General features: G+C 27.2%; 18 protein-coding genes and 4 tRNA genes. 19 read left to right on the forward strand and 3 right to left on the reverse strand.

Annotation, left to right across the window (positions count from 1 at the left end; translation table 11 throughout):
• Window positions 1-281 precede the first annotated feature (281 nt).
• The 6 genes from H8S10_RS13390 (at window position 282) to H8S10_RS13415 (ending at window position 5,749) form a co-directional block, all read left to right on the forward strand.
• Window positions 282-971 carry an N-acetylmuramoyl-L-alanine amidase gene (locus H8S10_RS13390; protein WP_186839220.1) on the forward strand — a complete coding sequence of 230 codons (690 nt, stop codon included), beginning with the start codon at window positions 282-284 and terminating at the stop codon, window positions 969-971.
• 206 nt (window positions 972-1,177) lie between these two features.
• Window positions 1,178-2,137, forward strand: a complete 960-nt coding sequence (locus H8S10_RS13395; RefSeq protein WP_186839221.1) for a YkvA family protein — start codon at window positions 1,178-1,180, stop codon at window positions 2,135-2,137.
• 20 nt (window positions 2,138-2,157) lie between these two features.
• Window positions 2,158-2,778: a ribonuclease H family protein gene (locus H8S10_RS13400; protein WP_207731891.1), complete on the forward strand. Its 621-nt coding sequence runs from the start codon at window positions 2,158-2,160 to the stop codon at window positions 2,776-2,778.
• A 74-nt stretch (window positions 2,779-2,852) separates the two neighbouring features.
• A complete protein-coding gene (locus tag H8S10_RS13405; protein ID WP_148315783.1) occupies window positions 2,853-3,017 on the forward strand; it encodes a YtxH domain-containing protein in 165 nt (54 codons plus the stop codon).
• A 154-nt stretch (window positions 3,018-3,171) separates the two neighbouring features.
• On the forward strand, window positions 3,172-4,473 hold the full coding sequence (locus H8S10_RS13410) for a helix-turn-helix transcriptional regulator (protein ID WP_186839222.1): 1,302 nt from the start codon (window positions 3,172-3,174) through the stop codon (window positions 4,471-4,473).
• Window positions 4,474-4,489: 16 nt separating this feature from the next.
• On the forward strand, window positions 4,490-5,749 hold the full coding sequence (locus tag H8S10_RS13415) for a helix-turn-helix transcriptional regulator (RefSeq protein ID WP_186839235.1): 1,260 nt from the start codon (window positions 4,490-4,492) through the stop codon (window positions 5,747-5,749).
• 315 nt (window positions 5,750-6,064) lie between these two features.
• Here the strand turns inward: H8S10_RS13415 and H8S10_RS13420 are convergent, their stop codons facing one another.
• Entirely contained in the window at window positions 6,065-8,125 is a 2,061-nt protein-coding gene (locus H8S10_RS13420; RefSeq protein WP_186839223.1) for a helix-turn-helix domain-containing protein, read from the reverse strand.
• Window positions 8,126-8,365: 240 nt separating this feature from the next.
• Here H8S10_RS13420 and clpB point away from each other — a divergent pair, with 240 nt between their 5' ends.
• The 7 genes from clpB (at window position 8,366) to H8S10_RS13455 (ending at window position 13,291) form a co-directional block, all read left to right on the forward strand.
• Complete coding sequence (clpB, locus tag H8S10_RS13425) at window positions 8,366-10,966, forward strand: ATP-dependent chaperone ClpB (protein ID WP_055267251.1); 2,601 nt, start codon at window positions 8,366-8,368, stop codon at window positions 10,964-10,966.
• A 214-nt stretch (window positions 10,967-11,180) separates the two neighbouring features.
• Entirely contained in the window at window positions 11,181-12,053 is an 873-nt protein-coding gene (locus H8S10_RS13430) for a YitT family protein (RefSeq protein WP_186839224.1), read from the forward strand.
• A 250-nt stretch (window positions 12,054-12,303) separates the two neighbouring features.
• Window positions 12,304-12,696 carry a YmaF family protein gene (locus H8S10_RS13435; protein ID WP_186839225.1) on the forward strand — a complete coding sequence of 131 codons (393 nt, stop codon included), beginning with the start codon at window positions 12,304-12,306 and terminating at the stop codon, window positions 12,694-12,696.
• 279 nt (window positions 12,697-12,975) lie between these two features.
• Window positions 12,976-13,049: transfer RNA gene (locus tag H8S10_RS13440), tRNA-Gly, on the forward strand.
• 4 nt (window positions 13,050-13,053) lie between these two features.
• Window positions 13,054-13,130, forward strand: a tRNA-Arg gene (locus H8S10_RS13445).
• Window positions 13,131-13,135: 5 nt separating this feature from the next.
• Window positions 13,136-13,210, forward strand: a tRNA-Gln gene (locus H8S10_RS13450).
• A 5-nt stretch (window positions 13,211-13,215) separates the two neighbouring features.
• Window positions 13,216-13,291 (forward strand) — tRNA-Lys (locus H8S10_RS13455).
• 69 nt (window positions 13,292-13,360) lie between these two features.
• Here the strand turns inward: H8S10_RS13455 and H8S10_RS13460 are convergent.
• Window positions 13,361-13,543 (reverse strand): alpha/beta-type small acid-soluble spore protein, encoded by a 183-nt coding sequence (locus tag H8S10_RS13460; protein WP_055267257.1) that lies wholly within the window; start codon window positions 13,541-13,543, stop codon window positions 13,361-13,363.
• 208 nt (window positions 13,544-13,751) lie between these two features.
• Window positions 13,752-13,934, reverse strand: a complete 183-nt coding sequence (locus tag H8S10_RS13465; RefSeq protein WP_186839226.1) for an alpha/beta-type small acid-soluble spore protein — start codon at window positions 13,932-13,934, stop codon at window positions 13,752-13,754.
• 283 nt (window positions 13,935-14,217) lie between these two features.
• Here H8S10_RS13465 and H8S10_RS13470 point away from each other — a divergent pair, with 283 nt between their 5' ends.
• From H8S10_RS13470 to H8S10_RS13495, 6 genes are all read left to right on the forward strand, one after another.
• The gene (locus H8S10_RS13470; RefSeq protein WP_055267261.1) at window positions 14,218-14,601 is read left to right on the forward strand and encodes a GntR family transcriptional regulator; all 384 of its coding nucleotides are present in this window, start codon (window positions 14,218-14,220) and stop codon (window positions 14,599-14,601) included.
• A 1-nt stretch (window position 14,602) separates the two neighbouring features.
• Entirely contained in the window at window positions 14,603-15,742 is a 1,140-nt protein-coding gene (locus H8S10_RS13475) for a DUF5808 domain-containing protein (protein WP_186839227.1), read from the forward strand.
• A 121-nt stretch (window positions 15,743-15,863) separates the two neighbouring features.
• On the forward strand, window positions 15,864-16,202 hold the full coding sequence (locus H8S10_RS13480; protein ID WP_055267265.1) for a hypothetical protein: 339 nt from the start codon (window positions 15,864-15,866) through the stop codon (window positions 16,200-16,202).
• Between the two features lie 10 nt (window positions 16,203-16,212).
• Window positions 16,213-17,466: a hypothetical protein gene (locus H8S10_RS13485; RefSeq protein WP_186839228.1), complete on the forward strand. Its 1,254-nt coding sequence runs from the start codon at window positions 16,213-16,215 to the stop codon at window positions 17,464-17,466.
• A gap of 379 nt (window positions 17,467-17,845) precedes the next feature.
• Complete coding sequence (locus tag H8S10_RS13490; protein WP_172675770.1) at window positions 17,846-18,022, forward strand: hypothetical protein; 177 nt, start codon at window positions 17,846-17,848, stop codon at window positions 18,020-18,022.
• A gap of 75 nt (window positions 18,023-18,097) precedes the next feature.
• Complete coding sequence (locus H8S10_RS13495) at window positions 18,098-18,844, forward strand: hypothetical protein (RefSeq protein WP_186839229.1); 747 nt, start codon at window positions 18,098-18,100, stop codon at window positions 18,842-18,844.
• The last annotated feature ends 43 nt before the right edge of the window (window positions 18,845-18,887 follow it).

The following is an 18,887-nucleotide window of genomic DNA, read 5'->3' on the forward strand; positions in this document are numbered from 1 at the left end:
AGAAATGGTATATTATTGCATGAAAAGAAAATAGCGTAAAGGTATATTTTTACAGAGAATAGGAGGCTTATAACCTCCTATTTGTCGTGTCAAAAAACTTGTTCATTTAGAAATAATTTCATATAAATATATGAATAAAAAATAAAAAGACCGTCTACTGAAATGATTTTAAAAATCATTTCAGAGACAGCCCCTTTAAATTTGCTATTAATTTAATCACAAAGGTGTTTATGAGTTAATATATTAAATATATAGCATTGTTTCAAAGGAGACAGAAAAACATGGCTGTCTGGATTTTAGATGCAGGTCATGGTGGAAATGACACAGGTATTGTTGGAAGAGCGCTTGGTATAAAAGAATCAGATATAGTATTAGAAGCGGTATTAGAAGCTAAAAAATATTTAGAGAGAAATGGTGAAAATGTTGTATTAACTAGGGATGATGATACTTATTTATCCTTAGAAGAACGTATAAACATTGCTGAAAAAAGTGGTGGAAAGTTTTTTGTAAGCTTTCATATGAATTCTGATATAGATAGTAGTATAAAAGGAGTACAAGTATTTTATACTAAAGATAATTATGATAGTAAGAGGCTTGCAAAACTTATAAGTGAGGAAATACTATGTGACTTGGGGACAAATGAAAAAGGGGTATTAAAAGGTGAGAGCGAAAAATATGATAAATTTTCTGGTATTGCAGTGATAGTTTATGGTGAGTACTTAAGTAATAATGATGTAGAGAAAGAGTTTGATGGTAAAAGGTTTGGACGTATGGTTGCAAAAGCATGTTTAGCTATGGTTGATAAGGTGTTATTACTTACTCCAATTACTGAACCTAAGGAAACTCAACAAAGGGCTTGGAGAGTATGCATTGGATATTATAGAGATTATAATGAAGCTATAGATGTAATGGTAGATATGCATAAAAAGGGGTTTAAACGAGCTCATGTAGTTCCTTACAATGGAAAATAATTTTTGTTAAAGAACTATGAGAGAATATTAAAAGTTAATATTATTATAAAAACCTTTAGAATATGTTTTTTATTCTAAAGGTTTTTCTTTATATGAAAAATAGAAAGACAAGCTTTTAAAATATAATTAAATGAAGTATACTTTTAAGTAAGATTCTAAATTGATAATTAAAAAATAGGTTGAACTTAGGGGAGTGGGCTAAAATTATGAATATAACAAATATAGCTGTAGGATTAACAGGAGGAGATCTTTTAAGTATATTAGATGATTTTGTATCTATAGAGGGGTTAACTATATACAGTATAGATATGTCAGATTGTATACTTATAAGAGGAAACTTTAAAAAAGGAATATTTATTGATTTTGAATGTGGATTAAGAGTTAAATCGATTGAGAATGATATGATTCAAGGGGAGATATGCAAGTTTAGAGTATTAAATATAGGAATAGCATCATTTCTTAGAAAAATAGCATTAAAATTTGCGTTAAAATCTTTTGCTGATAAAGGTATATATTATAAGGATGGAAAAATAAACATTCAATATAAGTATATATTGAAGGATGTTCCATATATAGATTTTGATATAAATGATTTAAGATTGTTAGATAATAAATTAGTAGTTGGAGTTAATAATGTTTCTATTTCTTTAGGTGGAGAACTTAAAAAAGAGGTTAAATTATTTAAGGAAGAACAAAATGAAGAAGAAGTTAGAGAAGCAGAGGAAAGAGGAAAGACAGAAGATTTATATACAGTAGGAAGAGAAAAGGTATCTGAAAAGTTACCGGAAAGGGTAAAAAAATATTCAGATTATATTTTTGTTATACCTGATATAGCAGCTTTGTTAACAAGATTATTAAAGGATAATAGGGTATCAATAAAAACAAAGTTAATAATATCAGGATCTATAGCTTATATAGTTATACCGACGGATATTATACCAGATAAAATTCCATTTATAGGTAAAGTGGATGAGTTAGCTGTAGCATTTTTTGCGTTAAATAGAATTGTTAAAGATGTACCATTGCATATAATTTTAGAAAATTGGCAAGGTAAAAACGATATTATATTAGTAATAAAAAATATAATAGAGTATGTAACGAATTTTACAGCGGCACAAAATGTTGAGACTTTATATGAATTTATTGAAGAAGTTTTATCTGTTTAGAAGCGAAAGGAAGATTAAGTTTGAAATATTATGCAGTTTATAAAGGAAAATCAGGAGCACCTAAAATTTTTACTTCTTGGGATGAATGCAAAAAAGAAGTTATAGGATTTAAGGGAGCTATTTATAAAAGTTTTACTTCTGAAAAAGAAGCTATAGATTTTATTGCGTTAAATGCAGGAGTAAAATCATCCACATCAGAAAAAAAAGAAAAAGATAGTTCTATTGAAGGCCTATGTATATATGTAGATGGAAGCTTTATGATAGATAAAGGAAACTACTCTTTTGGTTTAGTAGCAGTAGAAAATGGAGAAGTAATACACAAAGATAATGGAAAAGGATTTGATGATGAGGCAATTGCCCTTAGAAATATTTCTGGAGAGGTTCTTGGAGCTCAAAAAGCCGTAGAGTTTGCATTAGATAAAGGGTATAAAGAAGTGACTATAGCGTATGATTATCAAGGTGTTGAATCTTGGGCAATAGGTGCATGGAAAAGAAATAATAGAATAACTCAAAATTATAATAAGTTTATGCAAGAAAAGATGAAACTTATAAATATTAAATTTAAAAAAATAAAAGGTCATTCAGGAGATAAGTATAATGATATGGCTGATATGCTTGCTAAAGAAGCTTTAGATAAATAAATTTTAATATGTTTAGAATTATAAAAAATACACATACTAAATCTAGTAAAGCTTATTAAAAGAGGTGTATTTATATGTTTAAGAGTTTAGCAACAGGAATAGTTATTGGAGCAGCAGCTGCTATGGTTGTATTACCACAACTTGATAGAAAGACTCAAAGAGCTGTAAGAAGAACAGGAAAGAAAATGTGTTGTATGGCAGGCGATGCTTATGACAATATTCTGAATTATATAAAATAATATAGAAAACTGTTATGATTTTTCATAACAGTTTTCTTGTAATTGGAATAAAATATATACTTTTTTGAAATAAATTATGATATAATTAAAAATAATAAATGGATTTTTAGAAAAAATAATAATAAATTGTAGATAGAAGAGGAAGAGCAGAAATATGGAGATTCTTTCATTAGGTGAGAAGATAAAGAGGAAAAGAAAAGAATTAAATATGACACTAAAAGATTTGGCGGCAGACAGAATTACTCCTGGTCAAATAAGTTTGGTAGAGTCTGGAAGATCAAATCCATCTATGGATTTATTGGAGTATTTAGCAGAGAATCTTCAAACTACAGTAGAATATCTTATGGAATCAGAAGAGAGCCAGGCTGAGAAAATTTGTGTCTTTTATGAGAAAACTGCTGAATCATATGTTTTAAGTGGAGATTTCATAAGTGCAGAAAAATATATAGAAAATGCATTATATTATGCTGAAAAATTTGGATTAGAATATAGGAAAGCAAGAAATTTATATATTAGAGCTGATATAGCCATGAAAAATGGAGAATTAACTTTAGCACAACAAATATATCTTTCAGCAAATGTTATATTCATAAAACAGAATAAGTATGAAGAAGTTACTAGGACATTTCTTAATTTAGGAAAAATTACTTTAAAGTTAAAAGCATATCATTCAGCAACGAGTTACTTAAGACAAGCTGAAAAAGTATATTTGGATAATAAAATAGGAGACGACTTATTGTTAGGTGAAATATATTATCAAATGGCAGAAGGATATTTTAAGATTGATAATATTACAAAGGCTATGAATTATTCTTTCTTAGCAAAAGAAAAGTTTGAGCAAGTGTATGATGAAGAGAAATATGCAAAAACACTTCTAGGTATTTCTGAAAAATATAGCGAAAATGGTGATTTGAGTAATGCTATAAAATATTCTGAGAAGGCATTAGAAGTATATAAAGATCTTAATAAAGGAAGTCATATAGCTTATATTGAAAATAATCTTGGAAGATTATTTTATGAGTTTGAAAATTTTGAAGAATCATTCAAGCATTTAGAAATAGCTAAAGATTTAAGAAGCAGAAAAAAAGACCAAAGCGTTGTTGAGACTTTATTTAATATATGTGAAAACTATATTAAGCTTAAGGATATTGAAAAATGTGAAACTACATTAAAAGAAATTAATCATGTGATAGATGAGAATTTTGTTGAAAATGTAATAGAATATAATCTTTTATGGTATAGAGTATATACAATAAAAGAAATGTATAAAGAAGCAGAAAATATACTTATTGATACATTTAATTTAGCTAAAGCAAATGAATTATCAAAGAAGGCAGCGCAAGTAGCTATTATGATAGGAAAATTTTATATTGACTGGAAGCAAGATAGTGAGGCGGCTAAATACTTAGATCAAGGTGTAAGTATATTAAAAGAACTAGGCGTTTTAACTAACTAATTTACTGGGGGTAGCAATGGAAATATTATCAACAGGAGACAAAATAAGAAGAGCAAGAGTATACGAAGGGATAACTTTAAAAGAGTTATGTGAAGATAAAATATCAATTTCGAAAATGAGTTGTATAGAAAATGGGAAAATTAAACCAGATGAAGAAACATTAAAATACATTGCAACGAAGTTGAAAGTAAATTATGATTACTTAGTTCAAGATATAAGAGGACAAATAGAAGAAAATATTAGGTTAATTGATAAGGGAAACTTACCACGAGAAGAATTATTTAAGCTAATCGAATATATTCTTAATTATTCAATTAACTGTGAGTATTATGATTTAGCCTTTATAATTATTCATAAGTTATTTTCTATATATGAAGATAGTGATAATATTGAAAATATGCAACTTATAATAGCGAAATATTATGATATTTATCAAAAAAATGAAATTAAAGAAAATACTCTAATTTATTATAAAGACATGGCAACATTTTTTATGAAAATAAAGGAGTATTATGAGGCTATAAATTATTATGACAAAATATTAAAAATATTAGAAGAAAGTAATTTCAATGATAAAGATTTGTTCGTACGTTCATTTTTTAATAAAGGAATATGTTATATGGAGCTTGGAGAAATAGAAAAGTCCTATTCAATAGTTGAAAAAATTATTTCCGATATAGACTGTATAAAAGAAATCCAAATAAAAGGGTATATTTATCACATATTTGCTTGCCTTAGTATATTAGCGAATAAAGTTAATGCAGATAAGTATATTCAAATGTCTTATGAATGCTTAAAAGATGATAAAAAATCACTAGCAAAGATTAAAGATAGAATAGGAAGATTTTTTTATCAGATTGGAGATGATGAAAAAGGAAAAGAAGAGACGCTAGCTGCAAAAAATATGGCATGTGGGTATGATACAATAGAATTCATAGACGTTTTAATAGATTGTATTGAAACTTTCTATATATACAAGGAATTTGAATTAGCAGATGAAATGATAGATAAGGTACTAAATCTTTCTATTTGTTCTGAAAATACCGCTTTAATTGAAAGGGCATATTATTTTAAAGGTATGCTTCTGCAAAAGCAGGGTCAATATAGGCAAGCGGAAACATATATGAATATTTCTACAGATTATTTTTTGAAATCTGCTAGTGTTGAAGATACATATAAAAGATATAATGAAATGGCAGAGCTATATTATAATCTAGGTGAGCCAAGAGAAGCTATAAAATATTTTACTTTAGCAATGAATTTAGATAAAAATTAATATAAAATAAGGGCTATTCAATTGAATAGCCCTTTTTATTTCAAAAAATATTAATCAATAACTTTAATGAAAAAGGTTATATATTTGAATCCATAAAGACCATTTACTTTTAGACTCGCTTAATAATATTGAATTAAAGAATAAACCTCTCATACAAAACATCCTTTCAAACATCTTTATATTTATAGTATATAGGAAGGGATAAAAATATAATATTCACATCAATGTTTAAGTTAAATGTACAATGAGGTTATTCTTACTTAATGGTTATATATAGAAAAGACAAAAATAACATAAAAATAAAGTTTTAATGTGTTATTTTATATTTTTTAATAATATAAGTTTAGCACCGTACCCCTTTAATTCTGTAATTATATTTAAAACTAAACTCTTTTTACTATATTTGAATTCAATTTTAGGATATGAAGCTTTATATAAAATCTCTTTTTCTTCTTTGTTTAGCCTATCTGGAGATCCCATAGATAACCAATAATTATAAGATGAACCTATTTTTTCGTTTATCTCATAGGTTGTAATTCTTGTATCGTTTTTTAAGTTTACTATGTTAAGAGAAAATTTCTTTTCAAATGATTTTTTTAAGCCCTTGCTTGAGTAAATATCCTCATAATTAGCTAAATCATCAACATCATTTCCGTGAGAATATAAAAGTATCGCGTATTCATCGTCATTCTTAGTTACAATATAACCATCATCAAATGATACAATCTCCTTGCCTAATTTGCTTAATAAGTAATATGCATAGTAAGATGGTTTTTTTATGGCCATATCATTAATAAGTCCTGGTGCACCAATAAATACCTCATTAGTTATATTCATAGCTTTTTCAAGAACATCAAAAGCTCTTAAAAAATCTAGGGATTTCTCTTTAATAACTGTATTATGAATAATATAAGGTAACATATATGCAGTATCATAAATAGGGTTTAAAGAGTTAATTGAAAAAAATGTTTCTTCTAAAATCTCAATATCAAAATTATCATTTATAAATGATTTCAAACTATCTTTAATTTCGCAGGATAAATCAGATGCAAATTGGAAACAAAAATCAGTTATATTAAAATAATCAATTTGAGAAAAATAATCAATAAAGCTTGTAAGTATATTTTGATATTTTTCTAGTGAATACTCTGTTGAATCTAAAAGTATTAGAGGTTTAAGAGAGATATCTGTTAAAAATTCTAATACTGCTTTAGCCTTATTCCAATTGTAAAATTCTGAATCTATGAATACGCCCATATCATTATGGAACATTTTTTCAAGTCTACCATAATCGAAATGTATTTCATCTTGTATTTCCTCTAAAATATCTTTATTATCTTCTATTAATAAATCAAAAGCTTCACCTATATTAATTATATGACCAAAGTCTGGATTAAAAGTTTTTAGAGTTTCATCCATATCAATATGAATATTCCATAGTTTGTTTTCAAAGTTATATCTATTATACTTCTCTAAAGTATGAGATAAAAATTCTAAAGATTCCTCTAATGGTAAAGGATAAAGAACCTTTTCAAGTTCAAATTCTTTTTCAGTAAGAGAGAATTTCTTTCTATATTGAAGAGGAGTGCAATTATAATATTCTTTGAAATTTTTATTGTAATATCGTACATGTGAGAATCCTACTTCATCAGAAATTTCTGAAATACTTATATCACTATCTAACAAAAGTTTTATGGACTCTTCAACACGAGTTTGATTAATTAAATCTGTAAAGCTAGACCCGGTTGCATACTTTATTTCATGAGAAAGATAGTGAGGACTTAAAAATTCTTTTTTTGCTATATCTTTTAATGTTATGTTGTTATTATAATTATTAAAAATATATTTTGAAATTCTATGATATCTATCAAGCTGTTCTGTTTTCTCTTTAAGCTCTTCTTTTTCAGTAGTTAGATAGTGAAAGTTATTTATTAAATGATATAGTAAATGAATTAAAATATCTTCAATTTCTTCATCATAATCTTCAAGTTTTTGAACGTACTCACATAGTAGTTTAGCTAAAAATGCTTTAAGATCATCATATTCTTCACCTACTTGAGTGGAGTTAGAGGTAGTATAGAAAAATACATTTTTAATATCTTTATAATATTTCTCAAAAAAACTTGGATCTATATTAAAGATTAAAATTTTATTGTCTTCTTTACTATAAAATTTATGTGCTTCATCTACGTTTATAATTTCTACTTCCTTTTCATTAAGAGTAAAGGAGTCAGAATCAATAGTTATATCTATGGAACCTTTTATCACATATACGATTTCGATAGAATTATGCCAATGTATTGGATAATTTCTAATATTAAAATATGATATTTTAATTGGTAAATCTAATGGATAATTTATAAATTCCCTTCTCAAATTCTCACCTCAGATTCTTATAAGTTTACGCCTATAATATTTATTATACCAATAAGTAGGTATAAAAACAAAAGGATAAGGAATATTAATGAAATAGTTGCAAAATTATATATTAATCAATATTAAGCTTTTATTTGGTAAATAATAAAATGAAAAAAATAATAAATTTACTTTGACTTTCTTTGACTTTTGTATTATTATTTTATTAAAGATAAAAACATTAAATGAGGTGAATAAAGTATGAACGTTGAAAAAATGACATTAAGAGTACAACAAGCATTAAATGATGCTAATTTAACAGCTGTTAAGCATAATCATCAACAAATTGAAATAATTCATCTATTTTCTGCTCTAGTAGAACAAGAAGATGGATTAATACCAAACATCTTTACAAAGATGGGAATAAATATAAAAATGATGAAGTATGATATAGATCAGGCTTTAAACAATATGCCTAAAGTAACAGGTGAAGGGGCTAATAATTCATCAGTTTATATAACAAGACAACTAGAGGAAGTTTTGGTAAAAGCAGATTCAATAGCTAAAGATTTCAAGGATTCTTATATAAGTGTAGAACATTTAATGTTAGCTATTATGGACGTAGATAAAAATGGACCAACAAAGAAAATATTAGATAAATATAATGTAAACAAAGATAGTTTTATGAAGGTTCTATCGGGAGTAAGAGGAAGTCAAAGAGTAGATACACAAGATCCCGAGGGTACTTATGATGCATTAGCAAAGTATGGTACAAATTTGGTAGAACTTGCAAGAAAACATAAACTAGATCCTGTGATAGGAAGAGATGAAGAAATAAGAAGGGCAGTTAGAATACTTTCTAGAAGAACTAAGAATAATCCTGTATTAATTGGAGAGCCTGGGGTAGGTAAAACTGCTATAGTTGAAGGATTGGCTAATAGAATAGTAAATGGAGATGTACCTGATGGATTAAAAGATAAGATTATTTTCTCATTGGATATGGGTGCATTGATAGCCGGAGCAAAATATAGAGGTGAATTCGAAGAAAGACTAAAAGCTGTTCTTAAAGAAGTTCAAAGTAGTGAAGGAAGAATAATTCTATTTATAGATGAAATTCATACTATAGTTGGAGCAGGAAAAACTGATGGCGCAATGGATGCAGGTAACTTAATTAAGCCTTTACTTGCAAGAGGGGAATTACACTGTATAGGGGCAACAACTTTTGATGAGTATAGACAATATATTGAAAAAGATAAAGCGCTTGAAAGAAGATTCCAACCTGTTATAGTTAATGAACCAACTGTTGAAGATGCTATATCAATTTTAAGAGGATTAAAAGAGAGATTTGAAATTCATCATGGTGTAAGAATTCAAGATTCAGCTATAGTTGCAGCAGCAAAACTTTCAGATAGATATATTTCTGATAGATATTTACCAGATAAAGCTATAGACTTAATTGATGAAGCAGGAGCAATGATAAGAACTGAAATTGATTCCTTACCTGCCGAATTAGATGAGGTTAGAAGAAAGCTTATACAACTAGAAATAGAAAAAGAAGCATTATCAAAAGAGAAAGATGAAGGGTCAAAGAAAAAACTTAATGCATTAGAAAAAGAGTATGCAGAGCTTAAAGCTAAAAATGATGAAATGACTGCTAAGTTCGAAAGAGAAAAAGGAGCTATTGAAAAGTTAAAAGACTTAAAGTCTAAACTTGATATTGCTAGAGGTGAGCTTGAAGCAGCTCAAAGGGCTTATGATTATAATAAAGCAGCGCAAATACAATATAGTGAAATTCCTTCATTAGAAGAATCTATTAAGCAAATGGAAATAGAAGTTAAGGAAAATTATGAAGGAGCATTATTAAAAGAAGAAGTTACTGAAGAGGAAGTATCACAAATACTTTCTAAATGGACTGGAATTCCTGTAACTAATCTATTAGAAGGTGAAAGAGAAAAACTTCTAAGATTAGAAGATGAGATGAGCAAGAGAGTAATAGGGCAAGAAGAAGCTGTAACTTCTGTAACATCTGCTATTTTAAGAGCAAGGGCAGGACTTAAAGATGAAAATAGACCAATAGGTTCATTTATATTCTTAGGACCAACTGGGGTTGGTAAGACAGAACTTGCAAAAACATTAGCTAGAAACCTATTTGATTCTGAAGATAATATTATAAGAATTGATATGTCTGAATATATGGAAAAGCATACTGTATCTAGATTAGTCGGAGCGCCTCCAGGATATGTAGGATATGATGAAGGTGGTCAATTAACAGAGGCTGTTAGAAGAAAACCATATAGTGTTATTCTGTTTGATGAGATTGAAAAAGCTCATGAAGATGTATTTAATATATTCTTACAAATCTTAGATGATGGTAGATTAACAGACAATAAAGGTAAAACTGTAGATTTTAAAAATACTATAATTATAATGACATCTAATATAGGAAGTAACTATCTTCTAGAAAATACATCAGAAGATTATATAGAACCTTCTATAAGAGATTCTGTAATGAATGAAATGAAGATGAGATTTAAACCAGAATTCTTAAACAGAGTTGATGATATAATTATGTTTAAGCCTTTAAGTGAAACTGGTATAACTAAAATTATTGATATATTCTTAAAAGAAGTGTCTACAAGATTAAAGGATAGAAATATTACTTTAGAAATTACACCGGAAGCTAAACATGTTATGGCTACAGAAGGATATGATCCTGTTTATGGTGCAAGACCACTTAAGAGATATATTCAAAATACTCTTGAAAATAAACTTGCTAGAAAGATAATAGCTGGTGAAATAACTTATGGTTCTAATGTTATTATAGATGGCGAGAATGAAGAGATTGTAATAAGAACGAATTAGTATTATGTAGGGAGCTGATGAATAAATCAGCTCCTTATTTATTTGCGATGAAATATATTTATGAAAAAGAGGTTGTTATTATATTCTAGAATAAAATCATGACAATAAATTAAAATAGAAATATGCAAAATTAGTATACACTGTAGAAATACTATATGTTAAAATGATTCTTAGATTAAATCACTTGAGAGGAATTATTAAGTTGGGGGATGCGATGGTTAAGAATGAAAAAGTAGAAAATTTAAAAAAATATGGAACTATAGTAGCAGGGGCATTTCTTTTTTGTTTAGGAATAAATTTGTTTGTTGTACCTGTAGGACTATATAATGGAGGAGTAGTAGGAATATCTCAAATTATACGTACTTTAGTTAATGATTATTTGTCATTACCAGCAAATTTTGATATATCAGGTATTATAAATTTCCTTTTAAATATACCACTATTATTGTTAGCTTATAAAAGTATATCAAGAAAGTTTTTTACTGGAACGGTAGTTAGTATAGTATTTCAGACTATATTCTTTTCTATTATAGCTATTCCTAATGTACCTATAATAGATGATAGATTAGCAGCTTGCTTAATCGGCGGTATTATTACTGGGACAGGTATAGGTATAACTCTAAAAGCTGGTGGTTCTGGTGGTGGAATAGATATATTAGGCGTATACTTTGCTAAAAAATATTCTGATTTTAGTGTTGGAAAATTAGGAATTATTATTAATGCATTTATTTATGGAGGATGTGCAATATTATTTGAATTACCAATAGCTATATACTCTATTATTTATACAGCATTTTTTGGTTTAATAGTGGACAGGATACATTATCAAAATATTAATACAACAGCTACGATTTTTACTAAGAAGCAAAACATAGAAAAAAGTATTATGTCTGAAATGGGAAGAGGGGTTACTTGCTGGAAGGGATATGGTGCTTATACTGGAGAGGATACATTAGTATTAGTTACTGTAATATCTAAATATGAAATAAACCAATTAAAGAAAATAGTATATGATATTGATGATAAGGCATTCGTTATATTTAATGAAGGGATGAATGTTACAGGAAATTTTGAAAAGAGATTATAGAGAAGAGTGATTTGATTACTTGTATAAGGCATTGTTAAGCTTGAATGTTTAACAATGCCTTATTTATATGAAAATATTTAAGAATTATTATGAAACTTATTAATATTATTGCATATTATGTACTGTGAAGTAACAGATGATGTGAACTTTTATGAAGAAATTTACAAAAGATTATTTTGATTAGTTATGAAGTGGCTTTGAAAGAAGTGTGCATCATCAATTAAAAATATAAAATACGGAGGATAAATTTATGAGTAATTCATGTAATGAATATTATAGTGAAGAGTATAATGAAAATACCAATGATAATTGTAACGAAAATTATAATGATAAACACGTACACGAATTCACAGGAAGTGTAAAATTGGCAGAAACAGGAGATGATAGGCATAATCATCGTACTGCAGGAATTACAAGTGAGCCTATATATTGTGAAAATGGACGTCACTATCACTTAATAAAAGCACAAACTGATTCAGCTCCAGATGATCATCATCATCCTATAATTATTAGAACAGGATTAGATATAAAAATTAGAGGAACTAATAAACACGTTCATGCTATAAAAGGAGCAACTAGGGTTGTGGATCAACATTGTCATAATTTTGAGTTTGCTACTTTAACTGAAAGACCTTTGAAATAGTAAAATTGGAAGTTATATCCACGTTGTTTTAATTACTGGTGGAGGTAACTCCTTTGAGTAAAAAGTCTAATATAGAGTTACATCTATATTAGACTTTTTTATATTAGCAGTTCAGTTATAGTTTTATAAATAAAAAAATATAAAAAATGTTGACAAATGATGATAAAGATAATATACTAAATGACGTGGTCGAGAGGTGGACAAATTTACTACACTTAATCACGATGAGGTTAGTATGTTAAGTAGATTGCTTAATTAGAATCTTATAACATTATTTATGCGGGTATCGTATATCGGTAATACTCCAGCCTTCCAAGCTGGAAAGGTGGGTTCGATTCCCACTACCCGCTCCATTATGCGTGTTTAGCTCAGCTGGATAGAGCAACGCCCTTCTAAGGCGTGGGCCAGGAGTTCGAATCTCTTAACACGCACCAGATACAGGGATATCGCCAAGCGGTAAGGCACCGCACTTTGACTGCGGTATTCGTAGGTTCAAATCCTGCTATCCCTGCCACTTATGGTTTACTAGCTCAGTCGGTAGAGCACTTGACTTTTAATCAAGGTGTCCGGGGTTCGATTCCCCGGTAAGCCACCAAATATTTTGGAAAACTTAAAGGATGATATCATATGATATCATCCTTTAATTATTTTGAGAAACTATTTGTTATTTCATACCTTGTTCATATTGTTGAACCATTCTCTTAACCATTTCTCCGCCGACGCTTCCGTTTTGTTTTGCTGTTAAGTCGCCGTTATAATCGCTTAGTGGAACTCCTAGTTCACTTGCTACTTCTTTTTTGAATTGAGCTAATCCGTTTTTTGCTTCTGGAACTAATTTTTGTGCCATAATATTATCTCCTTTTATTTTTATTATTTGTAAAGTGTATCTTCACTTTACAGTATTATTTTACGTAGTTTAATTCTTAATAAACTATAATATTAAAGGGAAAAAAGGCAAAAGAAATAAGAAAGGGTACAATATGGCAATGAGTTATATTATAAAAAAATAAGATATCCTTTTTGGGGATATCTTATTTTTTTATTATTTAGTTTTTTTACTTCATGCCTTGTTCGTATTGTTCAACCATTCTCTTAACCATTTCTCCACCAACGCTACCGCATTGTTTTGAAGTAAGATCACCGTTGTAATCTGTAAAAGGAACGCCCATTTCATTTGCTACTTCGTTCTTAAATTTTGCTAATCCGTTTTTTGCTTCTGGAACTAATTTTTGTGCCATATTAGACCCTCCTTAATAAATTAAAAGTTTATTTATGTAAAGCTTCTTTGCTTTACAATAGTATTTTGCGTAGAAATGGTTTTAATAAACTATAAAAATGAGACCAAAATAGGAAAAATAAATATCGAAATGAATAAAATTACTTATAATCTAATTGTTCCAAGAAGAGGATAAGCTAGTAAATTTATTTTAGTTGTAAAAATAAATTTGTAGTATTTCGTTATTGAAAAAATATAAATGCTGTTATATATTTTATATAACAAATAAATTGAGAGGTGAAGTAATGCTACTTAAAATAGATTTCGATTCTGATATACCTATATATAATCAGATAAAGACAGAAATAATAAAAGGAATTGCTAGAGGAGAAATAGAAGAAGGTGAGATATTACCTTCGGTAAGAGGTTTAGCTTCAGATATAGAAGTTAATATGCATACTGTTAATAAGACTTATAGTATCTTAAAAGATGAGGGCTATATAAAGATTGATAGGAGAAAAGGAGCTTTTATAAGTTTAAATTTAGATGAATCAAATAATAAGTTTAGAAGAAGTTTTGAAGAAGAGTTAGAGTATTATATAGCGGAGTGCTGTAATAGAGGTATATCAAAAGATGAAGTGTATAAAATCATAGAGAAAAAATATAGTTTATTTAAGGAGAAAGAATAAAATGGAGGAATTAGTTAAATATTTTATATTCCCGTTTATTACAATTATATTATATATTCAAGTATTTAATTTAAATAGATTTTCTAATAATGGAATATATTTCGGTATTAGAGTGCCGTTAGAATATAAAGATGATAAAGATATATTAGAATTAGAAAAAATATATAAGAAGCAAAATATTATCTTAATATTGCCGATAATAATATTAGTAAATATAATATACTTTTTAAATATGAAGATGTGGCTATTTTTAACATACATATTTATATTGATTGGGATCATTAATATACTACCTATAATTTATTGGATAAAGATGAGAAATCTTAAAAATAAAAAAGGTTGGAAAGTTTTAAGTAAAAATGTTGTTATTGTAGAAACCGGGTTAAGACAACCACAGAAGAATTCAAGAGTTAAGGCTGTAGATACAAGATATTATTTAATTCTTTTGATTATACCATTAATTATATCTATATTAACGTTGATTAATTATAATAGTATACCACAATTAATTCCTGTTCATTATAATGTTTCAGGAGTTGTAGATAAAGTAGTAGAAAAAGGGACAATTGCTGCTTATATGAATTTAGCAGGGATACCTTTCATGCTTGTTTTAATGATATTTTTCTTTATGTTTATAAACAATATTACAGTAAAATCTAAATCAGATTTATTTAGTGGAAAGATTAAAGAAACAATTGAGAAGAAGTTGTTATTTAAAAAGTATGTTTCAATATTTACGTGGATTTTAGCCTTAGAAACATTAATTATAATGGCTATTCCGCAAATTTGTATAATTTTTAATTTAAGTATAGAAATAATGACTATTCCGATGATAATATTGTTTATTAGCATAGTAATATTTTTAGTGATGAGCTATTATTTGGGTCAAGGTGGACGAAATATAAAAACAAATGAAGAGGGGGAAGAGAATTATAGAGATGATGATGATAAGTATATTCTTGGAGCATTATACTATAATAAAAAAGATCCTGCGTTGATGGTTGAAAAACGTATAGGAGTTGGATGGACAGTAAATTTAGCGCATCCGTTAGGCAAAATAGTAATGATATTACCATTTATAATAATAGTAGGTATGATAATATTTATGTACTTTTACGAGAAGACTAATCCGATATTTTAAAATATTAAGCTATGAGTATGCATAGCTTTTATTTATAGAGAAAAAACAAAAATATCTTGATGAAAAATAAGGAAATGATATACAATTAAAAAGAACAAAAGAGAAAAAGGAGAAATGAAGTATGGAATTGTTTAAAATTAAAGATTTAGAATTTAAAAGTGAGGAATTTTTAGATAATATTGACGAATATGAAGATTTAATACCTATAATACAAGATTTGCAAGAAAGTTTAAGTTATGAAGAGATTAATTGTGTAGGTGAAAATGATTGCTGTAATAGTACTGATAAAAATTATATTGTAGAAATTCAAGGGTACTTAGATAGCGAAGATGAATTTTACACAAAAGAAGAATTAATTCAACATGGGACTAATCTAGAAAATGGTAACCTAGATCCGTTTATAATAAGAATTTATAAATGTGTAGAATGTGGAAAGTGGATAATTGATATTTTAGAATAGGTGTAAAATAATGAGAGACAGGTTTATAGAGAAGATATCTATATTTAATGATAGTTTTAGAGAGAAAATAAATAAATTTATGAATTTGAGTATAGAGAAGAGAATAACCATTATTTCTATGCTTATATTGATACTTTCTATATTTGTTATGATATCCATGTCCAGTGGTATATCTACGAAGGAAGAAGTAATAAGCAATTTTAAGACAGCCATTGAAAATAAAGATGTAAAATTGTTATCAAAAACTTTAAAAGTTGATAACAAAAGAGTAAATTATGAAAATTTAATACCGATTATGAATTATTATCATGATAAGATGGATACATTACTTGATGTAACTAAAAAATTAAGAGCTGATAATAAAAGTGGTATGTTACAGATTGAAAGCAAAAAAAATATATTAGCTGAAGAGTACTACCTAAATATTAACAAGGTATCTGTGGAAGTAAAGTCGAATTTTAATGACACTGAAGTAACTATAGATAATAAAACTATTAAATCAGGTGAAATATTGGAGAATATTATACCAGGAAATTATGTAGCTAGTTATAAATTAAAAACGGATTTTGGTTTTGTAACTGGAGAGAATGAAGTAACCATTACTGATCAGGATGTTATCAATATAAGTGTTGATGCTGGGAATATAACTATATATTCAGATTACAAAGATGCTGATGTTTTTATAGGTAATAAAAATATTGGTAAAAAGGTAGAAAGTGTAGTTAATTTTGGGCCTATTCCACTAAATAGAGATATTAGCATATATATAGAGAAGGAGTTTCCTTGGGGAAAAATAAAAAGCGAAACACTATATATAAATGATAGTGGAACTATTAAGTTAAATATTGATATGGTAAATGAAAAGCTAATGAGTGATATTGATATATTGTTAAATGATTTCTTTGACTCAGTTTTTAATGCACTCAATGAAGAAGATGAAAGTTTAATTATAAATGCGAATGAAGATACTAAAGATAAAATATATGATGATATTTTTAAGAAAACTTTATTTTTTACAAATAATTATAGAATTTCAGATATGAATTTAAATATAGAAAAAAGTGACTTTGAATATGAGGATAAGATTTATAAAGGTAATGTAGTTGTTAAAGTGAATTATGACATTTATAAGAAGTTATTACCCTTTATAAAAGAAAGTCATGAAGAGATGTTTTTAGTTAATTTACAATATGAAAATGATACTTGGATTGCTTGTGGCATTCAAAGATTTAACCTATATGAAGAAGATGATGAGAGTCTGTAAGTATTTGTATAGAAAAATAGGCTTTGAAGAATGACAAAATATTTATTCTTTAAAGTCTTTTTGTTACTTAAATTAAATAGATTTTGTTTGAGGGTAAAAAAAACCTGCACTATTGTGCAGGTTAAAGGGTTTATGTTCATTTAAGAAAGGGAATAAACGAACATATGTGGGGTTTTATTATAACTCTCTAATAAAATTATTAAAGAGTGGTATGGGCTTTTTTTTATGTAATTTGTGTTACAATGACATTATATATCATATTTCAACAAATTCCAATAGTTTTTTGAAAAAAATTAATAAAATTCATATTTTTATGACAAAGATGTGTAAAAACACATATAAGTATATAATAGAAAGAAGAAAAGGGAGGCTAATTTATATGGATAAATATAAAGAAATTCTAAAAAATACACCAGATTATGAAGAGTATACAGCTAATGAAGCTAAGCTGTCAATTGATGAAATGAGGGAATTAGGGCTATTGAAATGTGGAGGGTGTTGTAGTTCAAAAAATGGATGTTCAAAGAAAACTAAGTGTTGTAAGGCAAAAAAATAAAATGTCGAAAAAACACGAGGTAAATAGTTACAGTGTAAATAAATAGAAATTATAAGTCGGATTTTGGAGGTGGATATGAGAAAACCAAGTATATTTAGTAGAGATTACGAAAGAATAATGAGAAGACGTAAGAGGATATTTGTAACCTCAATTTCTTTAATAATTATATCTGTGGTTTTAACTGTTACTTTTATAAGCAGATATAAATTTACGAATATTGAAAGCTACTTAACAACTTGGATTAAAGATAAAGAAAAGAGTGAAAAAGAACAAAAAGAAGAAATCTTAAATGAAGAGAAAGAAATAGATATTTTAGAAACATACAAGAATATAAATGTATTATTAAACGAAAATGAATTCGAATTAAAGTTATCTGATAATAATGGAGAAAAGTTTATTGAAGGTGTTGAAAATTTAGAAAAAGATAAATATTGTATAGATAGCTTAGGTAAAAAAGTTATTATATTAGATAAAAATCAAAATATATTTTTGGCTGATATAGAGGGAAATGTAATAAATTTAACCTTAAATAAGTATGTATCTCCTTATGGTGAAGTTTTTGAGAAAGATGAAGTTTTATCTATTTATAATGATTATATATGGCATTCTCAAGTTAAATTTTTAGATAATAATAAGCTTGCTTATGTAAGTAATTTACCTTACTTTGGTTATGAGTTAAGTCAATATGTAAATTTGATAGATTTAGACACAAAGGAACATGTTACGATATGGGAACTTAAGGGTGGTAATATTATTTTAAAAGAAATTATAGATGGTGGATTAGAAGCTGTAATAGATGGAAATATTAAGTATGTAAAGTAAAATTAATATAATAACATTGGGAAATTTAATTTTGTGAAACAAA

The organism is Clostridium sp. NSJ-49 (genome assembly GCF_014287725.1).
Lineage (GTDB): Bacteria > Bacillota > Clostridia > Clostridiales > Clostridiaceae > Clostridium > Clostridium disporicum_B.